Source organism: Citrobacter sp. BIDMC107 (assembly GCF_001037575.1).
In the GTDB taxonomy this organism is placed as follows: Bacteria; Pseudomonadota; Gammaproteobacteria; order Enterobacterales; family Enterobacteriaceae; genus Citrobacter; species Citrobacter freundii.
In genome coordinates this window covers 2,990,409-3,014,414 of sequence record NZ_KQ089848.1, presented here as the reverse complement: position 1 = coordinate 3,014,414, position 24,006 = coordinate 2,990,409, and the positions used below count along the sequence as shown (strand labels likewise).

Annotated in this window: 19 protein-coding genes; 9 read left to right on the top strand and 10 right to left on the bottom strand. The window is 53.5% G+C overall.

Annotated elements, in window-relative coordinates; genetic code table 11:
- Window positions 1-384: 384 nt before the first annotated feature.
- From gltB to SK39_RS14055, 5 genes are all read left to right on the top strand, one after another.
- On the top strand, window positions 385-4,845 hold the full coding sequence (gene gltB, locus SK39_RS14075) for a glutamate synthase large subunit (protein ID WP_016151061.1): 4,461 nt from the start codon (window positions 385-387) through the stop codon (window positions 4,843-4,845).
- Between the two features lie 12 nt (window positions 4,846-4,857).
- On the top strand, window positions 4,858-6,276 hold the full coding sequence (locus SK39_RS14070) for a glutamate synthase small subunit (RefSeq protein WP_003025096.1): 1,419 nt from the start codon (window positions 4,858-4,860) through the stop codon (window positions 6,274-6,276).
- A 199-nt stretch (window positions 6,277-6,475) separates the two neighbouring features.
- On the top strand, window positions 6,476-7,558 hold the full coding sequence (locus tag SK39_RS14065) for a PDDEXK nuclease domain-containing protein (protein WP_044701329.1): 1,083 nt from the start codon (window positions 6,476-6,478) through the stop codon (window positions 7,556-7,558).
- 137 nt (window positions 7,559-7,695) lie between these two features.
- A complete protein-coding gene (gene codB, locus SK39_RS14060) occupies window positions 7,696-8,946 on the top strand; it encodes a cytosine permease (RefSeq protein WP_003844832.1) in 1,251 nt (416 codons plus the stop codon).
- Window positions 8,936-10,216 (top strand): cytosine deaminase, encoded by a 1,281-nt coding sequence (locus SK39_RS14055; protein ID WP_003025105.1) that lies wholly within the window; start codon window positions 8,936-8,938, stop codon window positions 10,214-10,216. Before codB ends, SK39_RS14055 begins: the two co-directional genes overlap by 11 nt.
- Window positions 10,217-10,274: 58 nt before the next feature.
- Here SK39_RS14055 and nanQ read toward each other — a convergent pair whose 3' ends face one another.
- The 5 genes from nanQ to nanR form a co-directional block, all read right to left on the bottom strand.
- Entirely contained in the window at window positions 10,275-10,742 is a 468-nt protein-coding gene (nanQ, locus tag SK39_RS14050) for an N-acetylneuraminate anomerase (protein ID WP_003844830.1), read from the bottom strand.
- A 2-nt stretch (window positions 10,743-10,744) separates the two neighbouring features.
- A complete protein-coding gene (nanK, locus tag SK39_RS14045; RefSeq protein ID WP_048217100.1) occupies window positions 10,745-11,614 on the bottom strand; it encodes an N-acetylmannosamine kinase in 870 nt (289 codons plus the stop codon).
- Window positions 11,615-11,720: 106 nt separating this feature from the next.
- Window positions 11,721-13,211 carry an MFS transporter gene (locus tag SK39_RS14040; RefSeq protein WP_003025119.1) on the bottom strand — a complete coding sequence of 497 codons (1,491 nt, stop codon included), beginning with the start codon at window positions 13,209-13,211 and terminating at the stop codon, window positions 11,721-11,723.
- A 110-nt stretch (window positions 13,212-13,321) separates the two neighbouring features.
- The gene (gene nanA, locus SK39_RS14035; RefSeq protein WP_003844827.1) at window positions 13,322-14,215 is read right to left on the bottom strand and encodes an N-acetylneuraminate lyase; all 894 of its coding nucleotides are present in this window, start codon (window positions 14,213-14,215) and stop codon (window positions 13,322-13,324) included.
- Window positions 14,216-14,474: 259 nt separating this feature from the next.
- Window positions 14,475-15,266, bottom strand: coding sequence for a transcriptional regulator NanR (nanR, locus tag SK39_RS14030; protein ID WP_003844825.1), 792 nt, complete (start codon window positions 15,264-15,266; stop codon window positions 14,475-14,477).
- Between the two features lie 360 nt (window positions 15,267-15,626).
- On the opposite strand from nanR, the gene dcuC reads away from it, so the two are divergent.
- Entirely contained in the window at window positions 15,627-16,994 is a 1,368-nt protein-coding gene (gene dcuC / locus SK39_RS14025) for an anaerobic C4-dicarboxylate transporter DcuC (protein WP_032938268.1), read from the top strand.
- A 56-nt stretch (window positions 16,995-17,050) separates the two neighbouring features.
- On the opposite strand, the gene sspB is transcribed toward dcuC, so the two are convergent.
- The 5 genes from sspB to zapE form a co-directional block, all read right to left on the bottom strand.
- Window positions 17,051-17,554 carry a ClpXP protease specificity-enhancing factor gene (gene sspB / locus SK39_RS14020; protein ID WP_003025130.1) on the bottom strand — a complete coding sequence of 168 codons (504 nt, stop codon included), beginning with the start codon at window positions 17,552-17,554 and terminating at the stop codon, window positions 17,051-17,053.
- Window positions 17,555-17,559: 5 nt separating this feature from the next.
- Entirely contained in the window at window positions 17,560-18,198 is a 639-nt protein-coding gene (gene sspA, locus SK39_RS14015) for a stringent starvation protein SspA (protein WP_003025132.1), read from the bottom strand.
- Window positions 18,199-18,514: 316 nt separating this feature from the next.
- Window positions 18,515-18,907: a 30S ribosomal protein S9 gene (gene rpsI / locus SK39_RS14010; protein WP_003025138.1), complete on the bottom strand. Its 393-nt coding sequence runs from the start codon at window positions 18,905-18,907 to the stop codon at window positions 18,515-18,517.
- 15 nt (window positions 18,908-18,922) lie between these two features.
- On the bottom strand, window positions 18,923-19,351 hold the full coding sequence (gene rplM, locus SK39_RS14005) for a 50S ribosomal protein L13 (RefSeq protein WP_003025141.1): 429 nt from the start codon (window positions 19,349-19,351) through the stop codon (window positions 18,923-18,925).
- Between the two features lie 218 nt (window positions 19,352-19,569).
- Window positions 19,570-20,697 (bottom strand): cell division protein ZapE, encoded by a 1,128-nt coding sequence (gene zapE, locus SK39_RS14000; protein ID WP_003839902.1) that lies wholly within the window; start codon window positions 20,695-20,697, stop codon window positions 19,570-19,572.
- Between the two features lie 192 nt (window positions 20,698-20,889).
- On the opposite strand from zapE, the gene zapG reads away from it, so the two are divergent.
- From zapG to degS, 3 genes are all read left to right on the top strand, one after another.
- Window positions 20,890-21,288 carry a Z-ring associated protein ZapG gene (zapG, locus tag SK39_RS13995; protein ID WP_003025147.1) on the top strand — a complete coding sequence of 133 codons (399 nt, stop codon included), beginning with the start codon at window positions 20,890-20,892 and terminating at the stop codon, window positions 21,286-21,288.
- 168 nt (window positions 21,289-21,456) lie between these two features.
- Complete coding sequence (gene degQ / locus SK39_RS13990) at window positions 21,457-22,824, top strand: serine endoprotease DegQ (protein ID WP_003025151.1); 1,368 nt, start codon at window positions 21,457-21,459, stop codon at window positions 22,822-22,824.
- Window positions 22,825-22,913: 89 nt separating this feature from the next.
- Window positions 22,914-23,981, top strand: a complete 1,068-nt coding sequence (gene degS / locus SK39_RS13985; protein ID WP_003025154.1) for an outer membrane-stress sensor serine endopeptidase DegS — start codon at window positions 22,914-22,916, stop codon at window positions 23,979-23,981.
- Window positions 23,982-24,006 lie beyond the last annotated feature (25 nt).

Here is a 24,006-nt window from a genome sequence, read left to right as displayed (position 1 = left end):
GTGAGACAGATCACACTTCCAGTGGGATTCCTCTTAGGTTAAATCAATGTAAAAAATCCTTTTATTTCAATATTTTCATAAAGTTAATTGCCCTATAGCACATTTTTGCATAAATAAGATTGCCATTTGACCTGTGTGTGGATTCCCGATAACTTGGAAATCCGCTGGAAGCTTTCTGGATGAGCAGTCTGCTCATCATATTTATGCAGTAATTGAGATTCCCTCTGAAGCAAGTCCTCAAACTTGTTTGACCTGTGCGAAAAGGATAAAGAGGGCGAATGCGAGGTAAGCGTATGACACGCAAACCCCGTCGCCATGCTCTTGGTGTGCCCGTGCGCAACGGTCCAGATGGGAATCCCTCAGAGCCTGGGGAGGTTCACTGATATGTTGTACGATAAATCCCTTGAGAGGGATAACTGTGGTTTCGGCCTGATCGCCCACATAGAAGGCGAACCTAGCCACAAGGTAGTGCGTACCGCCATACACGCACTGGCCCGTATGCAGCACCGTGGCGCAATTCTTGCCGATGGAAAAACCGGCGATGGTTGCGGCCTGCTGTTACAAAAACCTGACCGCTTTTTCCGCATCGTGGCGCAAGAGCGCGGCTGGCGTTTAGCCAAAAACTACGCCGTCGGCATGATCTTTTTAAATAAAGACCCTGAGCTGGCTGCGGCTTCTCGTCGCATTGTTGAAGAAGAATTACAGCAGGAAACCCTGTCGATTGTCGGCTGGCGCGACGTGCCGACCAACGAAGGTGTTCTCGGTGAAATTGCGCTCTCCTCCCTGCCTCGTATCGAGCAAATTTTTGTTAACGCCCCTGCGGGCTGGCGTCCGCGTGATATGGAGCGTCGCCTGTTCATCGCGCGTCGTCGTATCGAAAAACGCCTCCTGCAAGACAAAGATTTCTACGTCTGTAGCTTGTCGAATCTGGTCAATATCTATAAAGGTCTGTGTATGCCGGCGGATCTGCCGCGCTTCTACCTGGACCTGGCAGACCTGCGTCTGGAATCGGCCATCTGCCTGTTCCATCAGCGCTTCTCCACCAACACCGTACCGCGCTGGCCGCTGGCGCAGCCGTTCCGCTATCTGGCGCACAACGGTGAAATCAACACCATCACCGGCAACCGCCAGTGGGCTCGCGCCCGTACTTATAAGTTCCAGACGCCACTGATCCCTGACCTGCACGACGCCGCGCCGTTTGTTAACGAAACCGGCTCAGACTCCAGTTCGATGGATAACATGCTGGAACTGCTGCTGGCAGGCGGGATGGACATCATCCGTGCCATGCGCTTACTGGTTCCACCGGCATGGCAGAACAACCCGGATATGGATCCGGAGCTGCGCGCGTTCTTTGACTTTAACTCCATGCACATGGAACCGTGGGACGGCCCGGCGGGCATCGTCATGTCCGACGGCCGCTTTGCCGCCTGTAACCTTGACCGTAACGGCTTGCGTCCGGCACGCTACGTCATCACCAAAGACAAGCTGATTACCTGCGCCTCTGAAGTCGGGATCTGGGATTATCAGCCGGATGAAGTGGTAGAGAAAGGCCGCGTCGGCCCTGGCGAGCTGATGGTTATCGATACTCGCAGCGGGCGCATTCTCCACTCCGCCGAAACCGATGATGACCTGAAAAGCCGTCACCCATACAAAGAGTGGATGGAGAAAAACGTCCGCCGTCTGGTGCCGTTCGAAGACCTGGCTGACGATCAGGTCGGCAGCCGTGAACTGGACGATGACACCCTCGCCAGCTATCAGAAACAGTTTAACTACAGCGCTGAAGAGCTGGATTCCGTGATCCGCGTGCTCGGCGAAAATGGCCAGGAAGCGGTCGGTTCAATGGGTGACGATACCCCGTTTGCCGTACTCTCCAGCCAGCCGCGCATCATTTATGACTACTTCCGCCAGCAGTTCGCGCAGGTGACTAACCCGCCGATCGATCCGCTGCGTGAAGCGCACGTTATGTCGCTGGCCACCAGCATCGGTCGTGAGATGAACGTCTTCTGCGAAGCCGAAGGTCAGGCACACCGCCTGAGCTTTAAATCGCCGATCCTGCTGTACTCCGATTTCACCCAGCTCACCACCATGAAAGAGGAGCATTATCGCGCTGACCGTCTGGATATCACCTTCGACGCGACCGAAACTACGCTCGAAGAGACCGTCAAAGCATTGTGCGATAAGGCGGAACAGATGGTGCGCAACGGCACGGTACTGCTGGTACTCTCTGACCGCAACATCGCTAAAAATCGTCTGCCGGTTCCGGCGCCGATGGCCGTGGGCGCAGTGCAAACGCGTCTGGTAGAACAAAGCCTGCGCTGCGACGCCAACATCATCGTTGAAACCGCCAGTGCCCGCGATCCGCACCATTTTGCCGTCCTGCTCGGTTTTGGCGCGACGGCAATCTATCCGTATCTCGCGTATGAAACATTGGGACGTCTGATCGACACTCAGGCGATTGCCAAAGATTACCGGACCGTGATGCTGAACTACCGTAACGGCATCAACAAAGGTCTGTACAAAATCATGTCCAAAATGGGCATCTCGACCATTGCCTCCTACCGCTGCTCGAAGCTGTTTGAAGCCGTTGGTCTGCACGATGATGTGGTTGCGTTGTGCTTCCAGGGCGTGGTCAGCCGTATTAGCGGTGCAGGGTTTACCGACTTCCAGCAGGATCTGCTGAACCTCTCCAAACATGCATGGCTGGCGCGTAAACCTATCAGCCAGGGCGGTTTGCTGAAGTACGTCCACGGCGGCGAATACCACGCCTACAACCCGGACGTGGTACGCACTCTGCAGCAGGCGGTACAAAGCGGCGAGTACAGCGACTATCAGGAATACGCCAAGCTGGTTAATGAGCGTCCGGCGGCCACGCTGCGCGATCTGCTGGCGATTACGCCTGGCGATGAAGCCGTAAGCATTAGCGAAGTAGAACCCGCGACCGAACTGTTTAAACGCTTTGATACCGCCGCCATGTCTATCGGCGCATTAAGCCCCGAAGCACACGAAGCGCTGGCCGAAGCGATGAACAGCATCGGCGGCAACTCGAACTCCGGTGAAGGCGGCGAAGACCCGGCGCGCTACGGCACCAATAAAGTGTCACGCATTAAGCAGGTTGCTTCCGGTCGCTTTGGCGTAACCCCGGCATACCTGGTCAATGCCGATGTCATTCAGATTAAAGTCGCTCAGGGCGCGAAACCTGGCGAAGGCGGTCAGTTACCAGGTGATAAAGTCACCCCGTACATCGCCAAACTACGCTATTCAGTGCCGGGCGTGACGCTGATCTCCCCGCCGCCGCACCACGATATCTACTCTATCGAGGATTTAGCGCAGCTGATTTTCGACCTGAAACAGGTCAACCCGAAGGCGATGATCTCGGTGAAGCTGGTTTCCGAACCAGGCGTTGGTACCATCGCTACTGGCGTAGCGAAAGCCTATGCGGATCTGATCACCATTGCTGGCTACGATGGCGGCACTGGCGCAAGCCCGCTCTCATCAGTGAAATATGCGGGCTGCCCGTGGGAACTCGGCCTGGTGGAAACCCAGCAGGCGCTGGTGGCTAACGGTCTGCGTCACAAGATTCGTCTGCAGGTCGATGGCGGTCTGAAAACCGGCGTCGATATCATTAAAGCGGCAATTCTGGGTGCAGAAAGCTTTGGCTTCGGTACCGGCCCGATGGTGGCGCTGGGCTGTAAATATCTGCGTATTTGCCACCTGAACAACTGCGCAACCGGTGTTGCAACTCAGGATGAGAAACTGCGTAAGAATCACTATCACGGCCTGCCGTTCAAAGTGACCAACTACTTTGAATTTATCGCCCGTGAAGTGCGCGAGCTGATGGCCTCGCTGGGCGTTACCCGCCTGGTGGATCTGATTGGTCGCACCGACCTGCTCAAAGAGCTGGATGGCTTCACTGCCAAGCAACAGAAGCTGGAGCTGTCTCGTCTGCTGGAAACCGCCGAACCGCATCCGGGTAAAGCGCTGCATTGCACCGAGAACAACCCACCGTTTGATAATGGCGTGCTGAACGCCCAGCTGTTGCAGCAGGCGAAGCCGTTCGTCGACGAGCGCCAGAGCAAAACCTTCTGGTTCGATATCCGCAACACCGACCGTTCCGTCGGCGCATCGCTGTCGGGCTATATCGCTCAGACGCATGGCGATCAGGGGCTGGCGTCTGACCCGATCAAAGCGCACTTCAGCGGTACTGCAGGCCAGAGCTTTGGCGTGTGGAACGCGGGCGGCGTGGAGCTGTATCTGACCGGCGATGCCAACGACTATGTCGGTAAAGGCATGGCGGGTGGTCTGCTGGCAGTGCGTCCTCCGGTTGGCTCTGCTTTCCGTAGCCATGAAGCGAGCATCATCGGTAACACCTGCCTGTATGGCGCCACCGGTGGTCGCCTGTTTGCTGCGGGTCGTGCGGGTGAGCGCTTTGCAGTGCGTAACTCTGGCGCAATCACCGTGGTTGAAGGTATTGGCGACAACGGCTGTGAATACATGACCGGCGGCATCGTCTGTATTCTCGGCAAAACCGGCGTTAACTTCGGCGCGGGCATGACCGGCGGATTCGCCTACGTGCTCGACGAAGACGGTGAATTCCGCAAACGCGTAAACCCGGAACTGGTCGAAGTGCTGAGCGTGGACTCGCTGGCGATCCACGAAGAGCACCTGCGTGGCCTGATTACCGAGCACGTACAGCATACCGGCTCTTCTCACGGCGAAGAGATCCTGGCGAACTGGCCAGCATTCTCGGCGAAATTCGCGCTGGTAAAACCAAAATCCAGTGATGTGAAAGCACTGTTGGGTCACCGTAGTCGTAGCGCAGCAGAGCTGCGTGTGCAGGCGCAGTAAGGGGTAGCAGCAATGAGTCAGAACGTATACCAATTTATCGACCTGCAGCGTGTTGATCCGCCGAAGAAGCCGCTGAAGATCCGTAAGATCGAATTTATCGAGATCTACGAGCCGTTTTCTGAAGGTCAGGCCAAAGCACAGGCAGATCGCTGCCTGTCCTGCGGTAACCCGTACTGCGAGTGGAAGTGTCCGGTGCATAACTACATCCCGAACTGGCTGAAGTTGGCGAATGAGGGACGTATTTTTGAAGCGGCAGAGCTTTCGCACCAGACCAACACTCTGCCGGAAGTCTGTGGCCGTGTATGCCCGCAGGATCGACTGTGTGAAGGATCCTGTACGTTGAACGATGAGTTTGGCGCGGTAACCATTGGCAACATCGAGCGCTATATCAACGATAAAGCGTTCGAGATGGGCTGGCGTCCGGATATGACCGGCGTTCGCCAGACGGACAAGCGCGTGGCGATTATCGGTGCGGGGCCAGCGGGCCTGGCCTGTGCTGATGTGCTGACCCGCAACGGCGTAAAGGCGGTGGTATTTGACCGTCACCCGGAAATCGGCGGCTTGCTGACCTTCGGTATCCCGGCCTTCAAGCTGGAAAAAGAGGTCATGACCCGTCGCCGTGAAATCTTCACCGGCATGGGCATTGAGTTCAAACTGAACGTGGAAGTAGGCCGTGACGTACAGCTCAACGATTTGCTGAAGGATTACGACGCCGTGTTCCTTGGCGTAGGAACCTATCAGTCGATGCGCGGCGGGCTGGAAAACGAAGACGCTGATGGCGTATTTGATGCCCTGCCGTTCCTGATTGCCAATACCAAACAGTTGATGGGCTTTGGCGAAAGCAGCAATGAGCCATACATCAGCATGGAAGGCAAACGTGTCGTCGTGCTCGGCGGTGGCGATACCGCGATGGACTGCGTGCGCACCTCCGTACGTCAGGAAGCATCGCACGTTATCTGCGCCTATCGTCGCGATGAAGAGAACATGCCGGGTTCGAAACGCGAAGTGAAAAACGCGCGCGAAGAAGGCGTCGAGTTCCAGTTCAACGTCCAGCCTTTAGGTGTGGAAGTGAATGCCAACGGGAAAGTGTGCGGCGTGAAAATGGCGCGCACTGAAATGGGCGAACCGGATGCGAAGGGACGTCGCCGTGCGGAGATCGTCGCTGGCTCCGAGCACGTTGTTCCGGCTGATGCCGTGGTCCTGGCGTTTGGTTTCCGCCCACACAGCATGGAATGGTTGAAAGAGCACAGCGTCGAGCTGGATTCACAGGGGCGCATTATTGCCCCGGAACGTAGCGACAACGCTTTCCAGACCAGCAACCCGAAAATCTTCGCCGGTGGCGACATCGTGCGCGGTTCGGATCTGGTGGTCACCGCGATTGCCGAAGGTCGTAAAGCGGCAGACGGGATTCTGAATTACCTGGAAGTGTAAAAGAGCCTTCTCTGGCCCCTGTTCACGTTTGTCGACAGGGGCTTTTTTTCTCCGTATTTCTCCACCATTCTTTGAAAGCTACTCGCAATTAAGACTGCAAGTCTTTGTAATTAGTAGAATGTGGATTGACCACTTCAGCACCCGGGCGTATTGATCGCGGAATATTTTTACACCGTAACTTTCACGAAAGGGATGAAGTATGACCACGCCGACGTCACTTCAGGATGCAGATGACTATCAGCAAATCCATAACGGAATTGTTCGACTACTGGACACCGCGCGGACAGAAACTGTCCGTAGTATCAATGCACTAATGACGGCGACCTACTGGGAAATTGGTCGACGAATTGTTGAATTTGAGCAAGGTGGTGAATCCCGGGCAGCCTATGGCGCTCAGCTTATTGAACGGTTGTCAGTGGATCTAAACCAACGCTATAAACGGGGGTTTTCCATGGTAAACATACGGCAAATGCGTATGTTTTATCTTTATTTTCAACAAATTGAGATTCAGCAGACACTGTCTGGTGAATCTCAAAATCTCATACAACTCGCCAAAACATTCCCACTACCCTGGTCGGCGTATGTCCGCCTCTTGTCTGTTAAAAATGCCGATGCCCGCACTTTTTATGAGAAAGAGACTCTCCGTAACGGCTGGTCAGTACGGCAGCTCAATCGACAAATTGCCACTCAGTTTTATGAGCGGACGCTGTTGTCCCGCGACAAATCCGCCATGTTGCAGAAGGCAGTCCCGACGGAGCCTGAAGTCTTGCCTGAAAAGGCCATCCGCGATCCGTTCATTCTGGAGTTTCTTGGCCTCAAGGATGAGTATTCAGAATCGGATCTTGAAGAGGCGCTGATCAATCACCTGATGGACTTTATGCTGGAGCTCGGCGACGATTTTGCTTTTGTTGGCCGTCAGCGTCGATTGCGCATTGACGATAACTGGTTCCGCGTCGATCTGCTGTTCTTTCATCGTCGTTTACGCTGCCTGTTGCTCGTTGATCTAAAAGTAGGCAAATTCAGCTATGCGGATGCCGGGCAGATGAATATGTATCTGAACTATGCCAAAGAACATTGGACGATACAGGGGGAAAATCCGCCAGTCGGGCTGATTCTGTGCGCAGGAAAAGGGGCGGGGGAAGCGCACTACGCGTTGAACGGCCTACCGAATACCATCCAGGCGAGCGAGTACAAAGTACAGCTACCTGATGAAAAATTACTTGCAGACGAGCTCATTCGTTCACAAACCATGCTGGGAACTCAACTCACAGACGCGGGTTAACTGTCGACCAAGGAAAATCAACGCAATCATCAACACCATAAATAATAACCATGTAAAGATTATACGTAATCGTTTGCTTTATTCTGAGAACTGTATATTATGCGGCGGATTTTTTGGGCAAAATTCATGGAGGCGTTGTGTCGCAGGACAACAATTATAGCCAGGGCCCCGTCCCTCTGGCGGCGCGGAAAGGCGTGGTTCCACTAACATTTGTCATGTTGGGGCTTACATTTTTTTCCGCCAGTATGTGGACCGGTGGCACACTCGGTACCGGTCTTTCCTATAATGATTTCTTCCTGGCAGTTCTCTTCGGTAATCTTCTCCTCGGTATTTACACTGCATTTCTCGGTTTTATCGGCGCAAAAACAGGGCTCTCAACCCACCTTCTGGCGCGTTACTCATTTGGTTTGAAAGGTTCATGGCTTCCCTCACTGTTGTTAGGCGGTACGCAGGTAGGCTGGTTTGGCGTGGGTGTGGCTATGTTTGCTATCCCGGTGGGCAAAGCGACGGGAATTGACGTCAATATCCTGATTGCGGTTTCTGGTCTGTTGATGACCCTGACCATCTTTTTTGGCATCTCGGCGCTGACCGTTTTATCTATCATCGCCGTGCCTGCCATCGTCGTTCTTGGCAGCTACTCCGTCTGGCTGGCGGTGAGTGATGTCGGCGGTTTAGACCATTTAAAAGCGATAGTGCCGCAGACGCCGCTGAATTTCTCCACCGCCCTGGCGCTGGTGGTCGGTTCGTTTGTCAGCGCAGGAACATTAACCGCCGACTTCGTTCGCTTTGGTCGCAACGCCAAAGGCGCGGTGCTGATTGCCATGGTGGCGTTTTTCCTTGGCAACTCCTTGATGTTCATCTTCGGCGCTGCGGGCGCGGCTGCGGTTGGACAGGCGGATATCTCTGACGTGATGATTGCCCAGGGACTGCTGCTGCCCGCGATTGTAGTGCTCGGTCTGAACATCTGGACGACTAACGACAATGCGCTGTATGCCTCAGGTCTGGGATTTGCCAATATTACCGGCCTTTCCAGCCGTACACTGTCGGTGGCTAACGGTATTATCGGCACATTGTGCGCGCTATGGCTTTACAATAACTTTGTCGGTTGGCTGACTTTTCTGTCGGCAGCAATTCCCCCGATCGGCGGGGTGATCATCGCCGACTATCTGCTGAACCATCGTCGCTATGCCGACTTCAGCAAAGCGCAATTTATTTCCGTAAACTGGATAGCGATCCTGTCCGTTGCATTGGGCATTGCCGCAGGTCACTATATTCCCGGTATTGTGCCCGTCAACGCCGTACTTGGCGGCGTATTCAGCTATATCCTGCTGAATCCACTTTTCAATCGCAGCCTTGCTAAATCACCAGAGGTCAGCCATGCAGAATAATAACATCACCCTTCGTCAGGCACGTTTACAGGGACGCGAAGGATTGTGGCAGCTCACGATTGAAAACGGGCGCTTCAGCCGGATTGAGCCACAGGACACCGCCACGTTACCGCAGGGCGAAGTGCTTGATGCCGAAGGCGGCCTGGCCATTCCACCGTTCGTTGAGCCACATATCCATCTGGACACCACGCAAACCGCAGGCGAGCCGAGCTGGAACCAGTCTGGAACGTTATTTGAAGGCATTGAGCGTTGGGCCGAACGTAAGGCAATGCTCACGCACGAAGACGTCAAAGCGCGCGCCATGCAGACGCTGAAGTGGCAGATGGCCAACGGCATCCAGTATGTCCGCACGCACGTTGACGTTTCCGATCCAACGCTGACTGCACTGAAAGCCATGCTGGAGGTGAAGCAAGAAGTCGCGCCGTGGGTAGAGCTGCAAATTGTCGCCTTCCCGCAAGAGGGCATTCTTTCTTACCCCAACGGTGAAGCGCTATTAGAGGAAGCCGTGCGTTTGGGCGCAGACGTCATTGGCGCGATCCCCCACTTTGAATTTACGCGTGAATATGGCGTTGAGTCTCTGCACAAAATTTTCGCTCTGGCGCAGAAATACGATCGGCTTATCGATGTGCACTGCGACGAAATTGACGATGAGCAGTCACGCTTTGTTGAAACCGTCGCGGCGCTGGCGCATCGTGACAATATGGGCGAACGCGTGACCGCCAGCCATACCACGGCAATGCATTCCTATAACGGCGCGTATGCTTCCCGCCTCTTTCGCCTGTTGAAAATGTCCGGCATTAACTTTGTCGCGAACCCACTGGTAAATATTCACCTGCAAGGGCGCTTTGATACGTATCCTAAACGTCGCGGCGTAACGCGCGTCAAAGAGATGCTGGAAGCGGAGATCAACGTCTGCTTCGGCCATGATGACGTCTTCGACCCGTGGTATCCGCTGGGCACCGCCAATATGCTGCAGGTACTGCATATGGGATTACATGTGTGTCAGCTGATGGGATACGGACAGATCAACGATGGGCTGAACCTGGTTACCACCCACAGTGCGAAAACTCTGCACCTGCAGGATTACGGTCTGAACGTGGGAAACTCCGGAAATCTGGTGATTTTAGCGGCAGAAAATGGGTTTGACGCGGTTCGTCGCCAGACGCCTGCACGTTATTCCATTCGTCACGGGCGAGTCATTGCTGAGACAGTGCCAAGCCAGACCACGCTGCATCTGGCGCAGCCGGAAGCGGTGACGTTTAAGCGCTAAGTTGTTCTATCCAGTGTCGGATGGCGCAAGCCTTGCCATCCGACACGGTCTCTCATCGTCAGGCTTGTAATAAGCTGGCGCGCACCTTGATCACGACCTTTTTGATTTCCCCCGGCCCTCCCACCATACAGCCCGGTTTATGCGGCTCGCCCGGCATAAAAATCGCAAATCTTCCCGGCTTCAGTACGATCGCCTGCTCATCGGCAATCTCGCTGCACAGCTGATAGTCGTCCTCAACATGCATCTCATCGCACTGGCGAGCAGAATCGGTCATCCCGAACAGAATACGTTCTTCGCCGGACAACAGCACCTGAATATCAATGTACTGCTGATGCAGTTCCGCTTTCTTTTGCTCTGGGCTCTGCGTCGCAAACTGCATGACATTCATAAAAATAGTATCGCCCTGCAACGCGTAGCGCCCTGGGGTCTTCTCCTGAGGATTCGCCGCAATGGCAAGCGTTAATGCCTGCTGCAAGACCGGATGTAATCCGGCAGAGGGCAGTGAACGCAACTCATCTGACATCATAATCAATCTCCCTGGGCCAACAACGCGGCCCCCAGTAATCCAGCGTCATGGCGGTAATGCGCTGCCAGTAATTCCACGTGATAGACCAAAGGCTCTTGTGCCAGATAATGTTCCACCAGCGCCAGATACCCTTCAGCCAGCCCAACGCTGCCGCCGATCACCACAATCTGGCAATCGGTCGTGGCCTTCACATCGGCGACAAGCCTTGCCAAAGTACGCGCCGAGCGATGGATCAACCTGCTTGCCTGCTCATCTCCTTGCCCGGCGCGGCTAAAAATGGTTTTGGCATCGCATCCAGCAAGTGTACCTTCGGCTGCAGCCGCGATCCCTCGACCGGAAGCAATCGCCTCGACGCAGCCCATACGCCCGCAGCCGCAGGCCGGTCCATTGAGATCCGCCAGCGTATGTCCTAAGTGCCCAGCCAGACCACCAGACCCGGTGAGTAACTTGCCGTTGCTGATCACGCCGCCACCGACGCCTGTCGACACGGTGATAAACACCATGTCGCTTATCTCATCCGCCATAGCGTGGTATTCCGCCCAGGCCGCTGCCTGTGCGTCATTGACTGCCAGCGTCGGCAGGCCGGTGATTTGTTCCAGCGTTTGTGTTAGCGGAAAATGCATCAACCCGCCAAGGTTATGCGGATTCAGCGCCAGTAAAGCCCCCTCACGGATAATCCCCGTCGAGGCGATCGCCACCCGATTAGCACGCCCCTGTAGCGGTGCAACCAGTGCTTGCAGCGCAGCGCGCAGCGCCTCCGGCGTTTTGCTGGCGGGCGTCAGCAATTCACGCCGCTCGCGAATTTGCAGATTACTGTCTAACAGCGCGGCAGCCAGTTTGGTACCGCCGATATCAATTGCCAATGTGGTCATGACACCGCCTTCTGCATCGCGGTGATACGCTTTTTATCCCGTTGCTCAAGTAACGACATACTTCTTCCCTTACGCTAATTGCCCGGTTCAACACCGGGCAATGGGATTAACTTTTGGATTTCACCATGGTGCTTTTGTCACCGCCGAACGGTACAGCCCCGCTAAACGGTCGACCATCAATGGCATCATGCGTACGTAACGCTTCAGGACGCAGCCAGCGCTGTACGCGGGACGGCATATCGAGACCAATCAGCAGGATCACCACAAATGTCAGACCGAAAGAGAGCGATCCCAGCGCGGTGCCCAGATCCAGACGTTGGGCAATCAGCGCGCCGATGATCGGTGCCAGAGCCCCCCCCAGCGCGCCCACGTTATAGGTGAAGCCCAGGCCCGCCGCACGCTGGTCGGTATCGAAATAGCCGCCAATCAATTTTGGTAAGATCCCGGAGATCCCCTGGCCGAGCATTTGCTGGAAAAACAGCAGCAAACCCAGTACCCAGACGTTTGAACCGCCTATCGCAAACACCGGAATAATCAGCAACTGCGAGGCCAGCAAACTGCAGACATAGGCTTTACGCGTACCCAGCCAGTCGCCAAGAAAACCGCCGACGCAACAACCGACCGCCGCACCAAAACCGCTAAAGAAGAGCACTCTGGCCACCGTGGAAGGATCGTACAGCAGTTCGGTTTTCAGATAGGTTGGCAACAGTGCCTGAATCGGCCACGAGTACAGGAAGGCGAATAGTACGACCACCATCAGCATGACGCCCGTCGGCCAGCGCTTCCCGCTGCTTTGCACCATAAAGCTAATGAAAATAAACGCACATATCAGGCCGAGGACCGCCACTATAGCCGCATTTTGCAGGTCGCCAGCAAAGCAGAACCACAGCGCGGTTGCAGCGGCGATCGTCATCAGAATATTAATTACCCGATGCTCGCCCCGGTAGAGAATATCCACCATCGTGCGCACTGGCGCTTTGCCTTCGTGTTTCTCTTTCCAGTCTTCCGCTTCCGGAATATTTTTACGCAGCCACAGGGCGAAGATAATTGGCAGGATGCCGATGAAGAACAGCGCACGCCACCCCCAGACCGGAACTACCAGGCTGTAGACCTGCGCGGCGATCACCGCGCCAACAGAGAAACCGGAAATCAGGAAGCCACTGGCTTTATTTCGCAGGTGTTTAGGCCAACTTTCAATAACATAGGTTGCACTGGAGCCGTACTCACCCGCCATTCCCATACCGATAACCAGACGGGCGATAAACATGGTGGTGTACCCCGGTGCGAAGCCGCAGGCCAGCGTCCCCACGGAGAACAGAATGATGCTGGTGACCATCGCCAGGCGACGTCCGTAACGGTCGCCCATTGCCCCCAGCATTAACCCGCCAAACCAGCGGGAGATAAAGGCGGCGGAGATCAAACTAGCCGCCTGCACCGTCGTCAGTCCGAATTCACCTTGTACTTCCGTCAGTACAAGGGCGATTAATACAAAATCAAAACCATCAAGCAAATATCCCAGCCAGGCGGCGGAGAATGCCCGCCATTGTGCCCGATTGAGATGGCGATACCACGGGATGCTCTGGGTAGAAGTACTCATTTTACTCTCCCGACGATCTTTGTTGTTGTGCCGGGTGGTGGCTTTGCCTTACCCGGCTTACGGTCGAAAAATCCAGGCCGGGCAAGCGAAGCGCCCCCGGCGACCCGCGATTACGCCTTTTCCGCCAGCAGTTGGTTTGCCAGCGCTTTCAGTTCCGGCAGATAGCGTTCATCTACCGGAGCAAAGGGTTTACGGCACAGTGGAACAGAAACCACATCCATATAGTGCAGTACTGTTTTCAGGCCGCGGAACACGCCAACTTTAATGAGCAGATCGATAACCTTATTGCACTCGGTTTGCAGCTTTTGCGCCGTGCGAATATCACCTTCTTTGAGCGCTTTCACAATTCCCTGATAACGCCATCCCATGATGTTGTAAGTGCTACCGATACCACCATCTGCGCCTGCTAGCAGTCCAGAAGCGAAGATCTCGTCATAACCGTTATAAAGCACCAGATCGGGATGAGCGCGGCGGATCTGTTCCATCTGATAGAGATCGCCAGAAGTTTGCTTCAGTGCGCCAACGCCCGGCAACGTCACCAGCGTGTTGATCTGATCCAGCGTCAGTTTTACGCCGCTCAGTGCCGGGATGTTATAGACCACCATCGGTAAGCCATCGGCGGAATCAATAATTGCGCGGTAGTGATCGCAGTGCTCTTCAAAGCTGAACGGATAATAAAACGGCGTGACGGCCGAAACCGCATCAAATCCGTAGCGATGCGCAGCGCTCGCCAGCTGTTGGCTCTCTTCGGTGCTCACCGTGCCAACATGGGCGATCAGCGTCACCTTGCCTTTTGCTTCTTCAGCAACAATTTCCAGAACCTGCTCTCTTTCAGCGCGGTTCTGGACAAAAGCCTCACCCGTTGAGCCACCAACGTAGAGCCCATCGATCCCCTGCCCAATGTTGAAACGCACCAGACGGCGCAGGCTCTCGATGTCCAGTTTCTGTTGGTTATCGAATGGAGTTAACAACGCTGGCATTACGCCTTTTAAATTTCTTGCCATAACGACCTCTGACGATGATTAGTGTTATCTGACTGCATACCTGTATACCTGTTATACCAGATCAAATAAGCAGCAATACAATAGAGAACGCTTATAGTGCGATCTACCTCACTAAACACTTCATCCTTCGAGCCGCCTCTGCGTTGGCTGCGTTCGCTCACCCCTGTCACATAGTTATCTATGCTCCAGGGGACTCGCTCTCTTGCCGCCTTGATGCAACTTGAATGATTTTGGGTTTAAAAGATCGTCAGGATCGCGATTACTTACGCAATTTTTTACTTTTGCTGAAGGCGTGCCAGGTTGCGGAAACGCTATTGAGATGTTCTTGCAGTGCACGGTCTGCTTCTTCAGGATCGCGCTGACGAATCGCATCGACAATAGCGATATGCTGCTGATAACTCACGTTATTGTGTTCATACAATTCTTGATCGGCAACGGCCGGACGGGCAGCAATTAACCAGTCTAACAGCGCAACATGGATCGCCATAAAGATGGGATTGCCCGGGATCTCCGCCAGTACGCGGTGAAAATCAACGTCCGAACGGATGAACAACGTATTGTCATCGAGCGACTGGCTGTTGATCTCCAGCGCTTTCGCCAGCCTGTCGATTTGCTCATCCGTCGCATGTTCGGCGGCGTATCGAACCAGGCTTGATTCAAAGAACAGTCGCAACTGCTCGAAGTGGGCAATGCCGCCGGGATGTGCGAGGAAATCTTTCGCCATACCAGACAGCTCGCTGATGATGGTATCAGCTGAAGGACGCGAAACGCGGGCGCGCTCGCCGTTGTTGATTTGTACCAGACCTTTGCGTTTTAACGCGGCCAGCGCTTCTCGTACAGAAGGACGGCCCACGTTAAAGAAGGCCATCAGCTCCCGCTCAGACGGCAACTGTTCGCCCTCGCCAAATTCCCGACGACGAATCATCTGCTCCAGTTCTTCCTCAACCATTTCAGACAGTTTTTTACGCGCAAGCGGGCGATTGCGTAAGCTACGGCCAATGGTGGATGGAGAGTCTTCAGCTTGCGAATCAAATGCGTTCATAGGGTCCATTCAGCTAAGTCGTGGTGACAAACAACAGCGGGTTTATCCTAACACAGGATCGAAAGCAGGGTGAAATGATGGTCGATCCGCCCCCGCTGGCTTATTGATAACATACGTAACAGCAATATTATTTTAAGCGAGTATCTTCCGCCTATTTTTAATTGAATAGAGTTATATCATCTTCATGAAATTTATGAACATTAACGTGATAATTTATCATAACCATCTATTTTATAACGATAAATAATTAAACCCTCGAATTAAAAATAAGATATTCACTCCATAAAAAATGCCCAGAAAAATATAACATCCGTTGGGATAACAGCGTTATTACCGGATTTATCTTCTTCTCTGGCATGGAGTGAAACAATGTTCGGCATCATTATCTCTGTCATCGTTTTATTAACGATGGGTTACCTGATCCTCAAAAACTACAAACCGCAGGTCGTGCTGGCCGCCGCTGGGATCTTCCTGATGATCTGCGGAGTCTGGCTGGGCTACGGCGTGTTGGTCGCTGACGATAAGAGCAGTGGCTATCTACTGGTCGATATTTACAACGAAATTTTGCGTATGCTCTCCAACCGCGCAGCCGGACTGGGGTTATCAATCATGGCAGTGGGTGGTTATGCCCGCTATATGGATAGAATGGGAGCCAGCAGAGCGATGGTTAGCCTGTTAAGCCGCCCGCTCAAGCTAATCCGCTCACCCTATGTTGTGCTTGCCGCCACCTATGTTATTGGTCAGATCATGGCGCAGTTCATTACCAGCGCATCCGGGTTAGGTATGTTGCTGATGGTGACGCTGTTCCCAACGTTGGTCAGTCTTGGCGTGAGCCGTTTATCCGCTGTTGCGGTCATTGCCACTTCGATGTCGATTGAATGGGGCATTCTGGAAACCAACTCTATTTTTGCCGCGCAGGTCGCGGGTATGAAAATCGCCACTTATTTCTTTCAATACCAGTTGCCCGTCGCGTCGTGTGTCATTGTCGCCGTCGCCATTGCGCATTTTTTCGTTCAGCGTCAGTTTGATAAAAAAGCCGCACCGGAAAGCAACGGATTTGCTGAACAAAAGACGCTGGAAAACGTACCTCCGCTCTATTACGCCATTCTACCCGTCATGCCGCTGATCCTGATGCTAGGCTCGCTTGCCCTTGCGCAAATGGGGCTAATGAAAGCAGAGCTGAATCTGGTGGTGGTGATGTTGATGAGCATGACGCTGACTATGTTTGTTGAATTCCTGCATAAACATAATCTGCGCGAAACGATGGATGATGTGCAGGCTTTTTTTGACGGCATGGGGACGCAGTTTGCCAACGTTGTCACGCTGGTGGTCGCCGGTGAAATCTTTGCGAAAGGGTTGACGACTATCGGGACTGTCGACGCCGTAATAAAAGGCGCAGAGCATTCCGGTCTTGGCGGCATCGGTGTGATGATCATCATGGCGGTGGTCATCGCCGCCTGTGCGATTGTCATGGGGTCAGGCAACGCACCGTTTATGTCTTTTGCCAGCCTCATTCCGGATATTGCCGCCGGGCTGCATATTCCTGCAGTAGTGATGATTATGCCGATGCATTTTGCCACTACGCTTGCCCGCGCGGTGTCACCCATAACCGCTGTAATTGTTGTGACATCAGGTATTGCCGGCGTATCGCCCTTTGAAGTGGTAAAACGTACAGCAATCCCGATGGCAGTAGGATTTGTGGTGAATATGGTAGCCACCATCGCGCTGTTTTACTGATCCCGAAGCCAGAAAACAGAACAGGCCCGAAAGGGCCTGTTTTTTTATTTCACTATTTATTTCACTACGCGCAGCGCTGGACGCCCACCGCGAGGTGGCGGCGGAGTGTCATCAGGATCGTTGTCGTCGCCATTGTCAGGCTTATCGCCATCAATGACCGACATGACTGTTTCACTCTCAAAACCAGACGCGTCGTTGTCGTCATCATTTAAGCTGGCGACATCTTCATCGTAGGCGGCTTCCGGTTCGAACATCGTACCAGCGCCATTTTCACGTGCATAAATTGCCAGAACAGCAGCCAACGGCACAGACACCTGACGCGGCACACCACCGAAGCGCGCGTTAAAGCGCACTTCATCGTTAGCCAGTTCCAGGTTGCCCACCGCACGCGGTGCAATATTCAGAACAATTTGCCCGTCACGCGCATATTCCATTGGAACCTGCACGTCCTGGAGCGTCACATCCACCACCAGATGCGGCGTGAGCTGGTTGTCTAGCAACCACTCATAGAATGCGCGCAGCAGATACGGACGGCGTGGTGTTAGCTGTGGCAAATCCATACAGGTTAACCCCGGCCCAGACGCATTTCACGTTCAGGCTCAGTCAGAGAAGCCAGGAAAGAGTCACGTTCGAAGACGCGAGTCATGTACCCTTTCAGTTCTTTCGAACCTGCACCGTTGAATTCAATACCCAGCTGCGGTAAACGCCACAGCAGCGGCGCCAGGTAGCAGTCTACCAGGCTGAACTCATCGCTCAGGAAGTAAGGTTTCTGGCCAAATACTGGCGCAATTGCCAGCAGTTCTTCGCGCAGACGCTTACGCGCGACTTCGGCTTCAGATGCAGAACCGTTCACGATGACATTCATCAGCGTGTACCAGTCTTTTTCAATACGCTGCATGTACAGGCGGCTTTCACCACGCGCAACCGGGTAAACCGGCATCAGCGGCGGATGCGGGAAGCGCTCATCCAGGTATTCCATAATGATGCGAGATTCCCACAGGGTCAGCTCACGATCCACCAGTGTCGGTACGCTCTGATTCGGGTTGAGGTCGATCAGATCCTGAGGTGGATTGTCCTTCTCCACGTGCTCAATCTCGAAACTAACACCTTTCTCAGCCAGCACAATGCGGACCTGATGGCTATAGATGTCAGTAGGACCAGAAAACAGCGTCATTACCGAACGTTTGTTGGCAGCGACAGCCATGAAAACCTCCAGGTATATTCAGAATTTTTACTGCTACCAGCCACTCAGTGGCCAGCCAGAAGTGATGTCACCCAGACTCGGGAAAGTCATTGCTGTTCAAAATACAAACAAAAAATGAACGATACCGGACATTTGGGCAGAAAATTGGATGATAGTTTACCAGATTTTGTGACCTTTGTGGTGAGTCGATTCTTGAAATGGGGAAAAAGAGGTGGCAATCAGCGGATTACCGTGGATCTGAGGCGAGAAATAACGATAAAAAAACCCGCCAAAGCGGGTTTTTTCGCAAATTGTCGTCTGCCGAAGCAGAGTACAATTAACGTTTGGAGAACTGAGGACGACGACGTGCTTTACGCAGACCGACTTTCTTACGTTCAACCTGACGAGCATCACGGGTAACGAAGCCAGCTTTACGCAGTTCGCCACGCAGGGACTCGTCGTACTCCATCAGAGCGCGGGTGATACCGTGACGGATCGCACCAGCCTGACCAGAGATACCACCACCTTTAACAGTGATGTACAGATCCAGTTTCTCAACCATGTCGACCAGTTCCAGCGGCTGACGAACTACCATGCGGGCAGTTTCACGACCGAAGTACTGTTCCAGAGAACGTTGGTTGATTACGATTTTACCACTGCCCGGTTTGATGAAAACGCGAGCTGCGGAACTTTTGCGGCGACCAGTGCCGTAGTATTGATTTTCAGCCATTGCCTATAATCCCGATTAGATGTCAAGAACTTGCGGTTGCTGTGCCGCGTGGTTGTGCTCGTTGCCAGCGTAAACTTTCAGTTTACGGAACATAGCACGACCCAGCGGGCCTTTTGGCAGCATGCCTTTAACCGCGATTTCAAGCACACGCTCAGGACGGCGAGCAATCATCTCTTCAAAGGTCGCTTGTTTGATACCACCGATGTGGCCGGTGTGGTGATAGTACACTTTGTCAGTACGCTTGTTGCCGGTTACAGCAACTTTGTCAGCGTTCAGAACGATGATGTAATCACCGGTATCTACGTGCGGAGTGTATTCCGCTTTGTGCTTACCGCGCAGGCGCAGAGCCAGTTCGGAAGCCAGACGGCCCAGAGTTTTACCGGTCGCGTCAACAACATACCAGTCGCGTTTTACGGTTTCTGGTTTAGCTGTAAAAGTTTTCATTAAAAGCTTACCCAAATAAATAAGTTACACGTTGGTGAACACCCAAACGTTTTGTCAGTTGAGGTTCACACGACATTGTCCAGCAAACCTACCCCTTCGAATAGCCTATGCCGGCGCATAGAAAGTTTTGGGAAAAAAACTCTCTCGTAACGTGGGGTCGCAAGATTATAGAGAAGTCAGGGTCAAAGATCGACCCCTTTATGTGATTTGCGGCAGGTTTAACCGGCTAAATGTTCCCGCTTCAGATACTCTTCGCTTTGCATCTCCTGCAAACGCGACAAACAGCGCTGAAATTCAAACTTCAGACGCTCGCCCTGATAAATTTCATAGAGTGGCGATGCCGCGCTGACCACCAGCTTGACGTGGCGTTCGTAAAACTCATCCACCAATGCGATAAAGCGCCGCGCTTCACTCTCCATCAGCGGAGTCATGACCGGCACATCAGACAACAGTACCGTGTGAAACAAACGCGACAGCGCAATGTAGTCATGCTGGCTACGCGCATCAACACAGAGTGTGGTAAATGACACCGCCAGCGTTTGGTTTTCGACGGCCAGCGTCTGCATCGGACGATGATTGATCTCCAGCGTCGGCGCATGTTCACCTTTGGTTCCCGCTAATGCCAGCCAGAGTTTATCCATCTGTTGGCGGGTTTCCTCATTCAGTGGCGACAGCCACAAATGCGCCTGCGTTAAGGTGCGCAGACGATAATCGACGCCAGCATCAACATTCATGATGTCGCAATGCTGTTTGATAGCATCAATGGCAGGAAGAAAACGCGCGCGTTGTAAACCGTTGCGATACAGCTCATCGGGCGGAATATTGGAGGTCGCCACCAGCGTAATGCCACGGGCAAACAGTGCCTTCATCAGGCCGCCGAGTAGCATGGCGTCGGTAATATCAGAAACAAAAAATTCGTCAAAGCACAGCACGTCCGTTTCGGCCTTAAAGCGATCGGCGATGATTTCCAGCGGATCGCTCTGCCCCTGTAAGGCAGTAAGCTCTTCATGCACACGCAGCATAAAACGGTGAAAGTGCAAACGCTGTTTACGTTCGCCCGGCAGACTATGGTAGAACAGATCCATCAGCCAGGTTTTTCCGCGCCCAACTCCGCCCCACATATATAAACCACGCACCGGTGTGTTGATCGGCGACTCACGCTTGCCCAGCAATTTGCCAAAACGCGCCATCAGTCCGCTCTCCTGCGGCGCAGGTCGCGCTGGCGTCGTAAGTGCCTGGAAAATTGTTTCCAGTCGATTCACGGCTTCTTGTTGTACATTGTCGGGCTGATGACTGCCGTCGTTGAGGGCTTGCTGGTAACGCGATGTCGGGGAAAGGCTTTGCATGATGTTATTGTTATTCCTTGAGAATCGATGTGCCGTCGCTCACGGTTGACGAAAAAAAGGCCGTTCTACATTACGTGATATAAACACGGGATTCCACTTCTACGGGATTAGCGGTTATAGTGGCATAATCAGGCGCAGGCATGGAGCCTAAAGCCAACACCCTACGGAAACACAAGACAACGGGAGATGTTCATGACCTGGGAATATGCGCTAATTGGGTTAGTCGTCGGTATCATTATTGGTGCTGTAGCCATGCGTTTTGGTAATCGGAAATTACGCCAACAGCAGGCATTGCAGTACGAACTGGAAAAAAATAAAGCTGAGCTGGAAGAGTACCGTGAAGAACTGGTGAGCCACTTTGCCCGCAGCGCTGAATTGCTGGATAACATGGCGGACGATTATCGTCAGATTTACCAGCACATGGCGAAAAGCTCCAGCAACCTGCTGCCGGGTATGTCGCCGGAAAACAACCCGTTCCGTAATCGTCTGGCAGAGTCTGAAGCAGGCAACGATCAGGCGCCGGTTCAGATGCCACGTGACTATTCTGAAGGGGCATCTGGCCTGCTGCGTAGTGGCGCAAAGCGCGACTAACCGCACATCGTTAAGAAATTTATTGGGCGCAGCAATTGCGCCCTCCGCTTCTCTTCCCGTCCCAGCTATTATTTAGTCGTTAGCCTCATTGTGACCAAACCGAAAATTCAATAACATCAAACTGTTTTGAATCATCTTCCGTTTACTCAAGGTACGAGAGCAGGATCCATGAAAAAACAAACCCAGCTGTTGAGTGCATTAGCGTTAAGTGTCGGGTTAACTCTCTCGGCGCCATTCCCGGCCGTTGCGTCGATTCCCGGCCAGGTTCCCGGTCAGGCTGCGCTCCCCAGCCTCGCCCCGATGCTGGAAAAAGTGTTGCCAGCCGTGGTGAGTGTAAGGGTCGAAGGCACCGCCACTCAGGGGCAGAAAGTCCCGGAAGAGTTCAAAAAGTTTTTTGGCGATGAACTTCCCGATCAACCTTCACAACCTTTTGAAGGACTGGGTTCAGGTGTCATTATTGATGCCGCCAAAGGCTACGTCCTGACCAATAACCACGTTATTAATCAGGCGCAAAAAATCAGCGTTCAGCTTAATGATGGTCGTGAGTTCGACGCAAAGCTTATTGGCAGCGACGATCAGAGCGATATCGCACTGCTACAAATTCAACACCCCAGCAACCTGACGCAAATTGCCATTGCTGACTCTGATAAACTCCGCGTGGGTGATTTCGCAGTGGCTGTGGGTAACCCGTTCGGTTTGGGTCAAACAGCCACCTCCGGCATTGTATCGGCTTTGGGTCGCAGTGGGTTGAACCTGGAAGGTCTGGAAAACTTTATTCAGACTGACGCCTCTATCAACCGCGGTAACTCCGGCGGCGCATTGCTTAACCTCAACGGTGAGCTGATCGGTATTAACACCGCGATTCTGGCCCCCGGTGGCGGCAGCATCGGTATTGGTTTTGCAATCCCGAGCAACATGGCGCGCACGCTGGCACAGCAGTTGATGCAGTTTGGTGAAATCAAACGCGGTCTGTTGGGTATCAAAGGCACCGAGATGACTTCCGATATCGCCAAAGCGTTCAAACTGGACGTACAGCGTGGCGCGTTTGTCAGTGAGGTTCTGCCTAACTCCGGCTCCGCAAAAGCGGGGGTGAAATCAGGTGACGTCATTACCAGTCTCAACGGTAAACCGCTTAACAGCTTCGCCGAACTTCGTTCACGTATTGCGACAACCGAACCGGGGACTAAAGTCAAACTGGGCCTGCTACGTAACGGTAAACCGCTGGAGGTTGAAGTCACCCTAGATACCAGCACATCATCGTCCGCCAGCGCAGAGATGATTGCGCCTGCGTTGCAAGGGGCCACGCTCAGCGACGGTCAGTTAAAAGATGGTACCAAAGGCATCAGAATTGATAACGTTGAAAAAAGCAGCCCTGCCGCACAGGCCGGACTGCATAAAGATGACGTTATTATTGGCGTTAACCGCGATCGCGTAAACTCGATCGCTGAAATGCGTAAAGTGCTGGAAGCGAAACCGTCGATCATTGCCCTGCAGGTGGTGCGCGGTAACGAGAGTATTTACCTGCTCCTGCGTTAACGCATGCAACCGGACATCAGCCCCTCGTGTGATGTCCGGTAAACTCGTGATATGCTGCAGCCGTTCCCTTTATTAATGACGCCGCCATCATGTTTGTGAAGCTTTTACGTTCGGTCGCGATTGGTTTAATCGTCGGCGCTATTCTGCTGGCCGCGATGCCCTCGCTGCGCAAAATTAATACGCTTACCGCACCGCAGTTCGACAGTGCAGATGAAACGCCCGCCAGCTATAACCCGGCGGTTCGCCGTGCAGCTCCTGCCGTCGTTAACGTTTATAACCGCAGTATGAACAGTACAGCGCATAACCAGCTTGAGATCCGCACGCTCGGCTCAGGCGTTATCATGGATCAGCGCGGCTATATCATTACCAATAAGCACGTCATTAACGATGCCGACCAAATCATCGTCGCATTGCAGGACGGTCGCGTATTTGAAGCGCTGCTTGTGGGGTCTGATACGTTAACCGACCTTGCGGTGCTGAAAATCAACGCCACTGGTGGACTGCCGACAATTCCAATTAATAACAAACGCGTGCCGCACATTGGTGACGTGGTACTCGCCATCGGTAACCCGTACAACCTCGGGCAAACCATCACCCAGGGGATTATCAGTGCCACCGGTCGTATTGGCCTGAACCCTACGGGGCGGCAAAACTTCCTGCAAACCGATGCCTCCATCAACCACGGTAACTCCGGCGGCGCGCTGGTCAACTCGCTGGGCGAGTTGATGGGTATTAATACCCTGTCATTTGATAAGAGCAACGATGGCGAAACCCCGGAAGGGATCGGCTTTGCTATTCCTTTTCAACTGGCAACCAAAATCATGGATAAGCTGATTCGTGACGGGCGCGTGATTCGCGGCTATATCGGCATCAGCGGCCGAGAAATTGCGCCACTGCACGCCCAGGGCGGCGGGATGGATCAAATTCAGGGGATTGTGGTTAACGAAGTAGCCCCGGACGGTCCGGCAGCGCAGGCAGGTATTCAGGTTAACGATCTGATTATCTCGGTCAATAACAAACCGGCGGTATCTGCACTGGAAACGATGGACCAGGTGGCAGAGATTCGACCAGGTTCAGTTATCTCCGTGGTCGTGATGCGAGATGACAAGCAGTTGACGCTACAGGTCACGATTCAGGAATATCCGGCGACCAACTAATACGGATATAAAAAAACCGGAGCAA

Coding starts and splice junctions, on each gene's coding strand:
- gltB (WP_016151061.1), top strand. CDS start 385: ATGTTGTACGATAAATCCCTTGAGAGGGATAACTGTGGTTTCGGCCTG.
- SK39_RS14070 (WP_003025096.1), top strand. CDS start 4,858: ATGAGTCAGAACGTATACCAATTTATCGACCTGCAGCGTGTTGATCCG.
- SK39_RS14065 (WP_044701329.1), top strand. CDS start 6,476: ATGACCACGCCGACGTCACTTCAGGATGCAGATGACTATCAGCAAATC.
- SK39_RS14055 (WP_003025105.1), top strand. CDS start 8,936: ATGCAGAATAATAACATCACCCTTCGTCAGGCACGTTTACAGGGACGC.
- nanQ (WP_003844830.1), bottom strand. CDS start 10,742: ATGATGTCAGATGAGTTGCGTTCACTGCCCTCTGCCGGATTACATCCG.
- nanK (WP_048217100.1), bottom strand. CDS start 11,614: ATGACCACATTGGCAATTGATATCGGCGGTACCAAACTGGCTGCCGCG.
- SK39_RS14040 (WP_003025119.1), bottom strand. CDS start 13,211: ATGAGTACTTCTACCCAGAGCATCCCGTGGTATCGCCATCTCAATCGG.
- nanA (WP_003844827.1), bottom strand. CDS start 14,215: ATGGCAAGAAATTTAAAAGGCGTAATGCCAGCGTTGTTAACTCCATTC.
- nanR (WP_003844825.1), bottom strand. CDS start 15,266: ATGGACCCTATGAACGCATTTGATTCGCAAGCTGAAGACTCTCCATCC.
- dcuC (WP_032938268.1), top strand. CDS start 15,627: ATGTTCGGCATCATTATCTCTGTCATCGTTTTATTAACGATGGGTTAC.
- sspB (WP_003025130.1), bottom strand. CDS start 17,554: ATGGATTTGCCACAGCTAACACCACGCCGTCCGTATCTGCTGCGCGCA.
- sspA (WP_003025132.1), bottom strand. CDS start 18,198: ATGGCTGTCGCTGCCAACAAACGTTCGGTAATGACGCTGTTTTCTGGT.
- rpsI (WP_003025138.1), bottom strand. CDS start 18,907: ATGGCTGAAAATCAATACTACGGCACTGGTCGCCGCAAAAGTTCCGCA.
- rplM (WP_003025141.1), bottom strand. CDS start 19,351: ATGAAAACTTTTACAGCTAAACCAGAAACCGTAAAACGCGACTGGTAT.
- zapE (WP_003839902.1), bottom strand. CDS start 20,697: ATGCAAAGCCTTTCCCCGACATCGCGTTACCAGCAAGCCCTCAACGAC.
- zapG (WP_003025147.1), top strand. CDS start 20,890: ATGACCTGGGAATATGCGCTAATTGGGTTAGTCGTCGGTATCATTATT.
- degQ (WP_003025151.1), top strand. CDS start 21,457: ATGAAAAAACAAACCCAGCTGTTGAGTGCATTAGCGTTAAGTGTCGGG.
- degS (WP_003025154.1), top strand. CDS start 22,914: ATGTTTGTGAAGCTTTTACGTTCGGTCGCGATTGGTTTAATCGTCGGC.